Annotated in this window: 9 tRNA genes and 1 rRNA gene; all 10 read left to right on the top strand. The window is 47.7% G+C overall.

Annotated elements, in window-relative coordinates:
* Nucleotides 1-132 precede the first annotated feature (132 nt).
* Nucleotides 133-248, top strand: a 5S ribosomal RNA gene (gene rrf / locus ACFOUV_RS07635).
* A gap of 8 nt (nt 249-256) precedes the next feature.
* Nucleotides 257-332, top strand: a tRNA-Val gene (locus ACFOUV_RS07630).
* A 6-nt stretch (nt 333-338) separates the two neighbouring features.
* Nucleotides 339-414, top strand: a tRNA-Thr gene (locus ACFOUV_RS07625).
* 55 nt (nt 415-469) lie between these two features.
* Nucleotides 470-545: transfer RNA gene (locus tag ACFOUV_RS07620), tRNA-Lys, on the top strand.
* Nucleotides 546-548: 3 nt separating this feature from the next.
* Nucleotides 549-630, top strand: a tRNA-Leu gene (locus tag ACFOUV_RS07615).
* A gap of 19 nt (nt 631-649) precedes the next feature.
* Nucleotides 650-724, top strand: a tRNA-Gly gene (locus ACFOUV_RS07610).
* Between the two features lie 7 nt (nt 725-731).
* Nucleotides 732-820, top strand: a tRNA-Leu gene (locus tag ACFOUV_RS07605).
* Nucleotides 821-823: 3 nt separating this feature from the next.
* Nucleotides 824-900 (top strand) — tRNA-Arg (locus tag ACFOUV_RS07600).
* 9 nt (nt 901-909) lie between these two features.
* Nucleotides 910-986 (top strand) — tRNA-Pro (locus ACFOUV_RS07595).
* Between the two features lie 8 nt (nt 987-994).
* Nucleotides 995-1,070, top strand: a tRNA-Ala gene (locus ACFOUV_RS07590).
* Nucleotides 1,071-1,179: the final 109 nt, after the last annotated feature.

Below are 1,179 nucleotides of genomic sequence, written 5' to 3'. Positions count from 1 at the left end.
CGAGGACTTAACTAAATTCTTTTTGATGTCTTGATTCACTCTTATTTAGTTTTTAAGGTATAAGTTAAAAAAAGACTTGCATTTTAATTTAAAAATGCATATAATATAACTTGTCCTTATTTTCAAGGAATGTCTGGTAGCAATAGCGAAGAGGTCACACCTGTTCCCATCTCGAACACAGAAGTTAAGCTCTTCAGCGCCGATGGTAGTTGGGACTTTGTCCCTGCAAGAGTAGGACGCCGCCAGGCGTTATATTGGAGGATTAGCTCAGCTGGGAGAGCACCTGCCTTACAAGCAGGGGGTCGCAGGTTCGAGCCCTGCATCCTCCACCATTTTTCGCCGGCCTAGCTCAACTGGTAGAGCAACTGACTTGTAATCAGTAGGTTGGGGGTTCAAGTCCTCTGGCCGGCACCATTTTTTGTACAAGTTAATAAGTAATGTTTATATGGTGTTTTTTAACTCACTTTGTGAGCCATTAGCTCAGTTGGTAGAGCATTTGACTTTTAATCAAAGGGTCGAAGGTTCGAATCCTTCATGGCTCACCATTTGCGGGTGTGGCGGAATTGGCAGACGCGCTAGACTTAGGATCTAGTGTCTTCGGACGTGGGGGTTCAAGTCCCTTCACCCGCATCATCTTTACTTGCTAAGCGCGGAAGTAGTTCAGTGGTAGAACACCACCTTGCCAAGGTGGGGGTCGCGGGTTCGAATCCCGTCTTCCGCTCCAAGCCCTTGCCGGGGTGGCGGAACTGGCAGACGCACAGGACTTAAAATCCTGCGGTAGGTGACTACCGTACCGGTTCGATTCCGGTCCTCGGCACCATATGCGCCCGTAGCTCAATTGGATAGAGTACTTGACTACGAATCAAGCGGTTAGAGGTTCGACTCCTCTCGGGCGCACCATTTTATTATCGGGAAGTAGCTCAGCTTGGTAGAGCACTTGGTTTGGGACCAAGGGGTCGCAGGTTCGAATCCTGTCTTCCCGACCATTCATTACGGGGCCTTAGCTCAGCTGGGAGAGCGCCTGCCTTGCACGCAGGAGGTCAGCGGTTCGATCCCGCTAGGCTCCACCAATTTTTTTAGAAATACCTGTTGACTTATAAAAGTTAACGTGGTATATTAATAAAGTCGCCAATTTGAAAAGCGACTTACAAATTTGCTCTTTGAAAACTGAACAAAACA

The sequence above is a fragment of the Oceanobacillus longus genome (assembly GCF_042650085.1).
GTDB classification, from domain to species: Bacteria; Bacillota; Bacilli; order Bacillales; family Amphibacillaceae; genus Oceanobacillus; species Oceanobacillus longus.
Note: the sequence above shows the minus strand (reverse complement) of the source record. Positions and strands in the feature narration are given on the sequence as shown.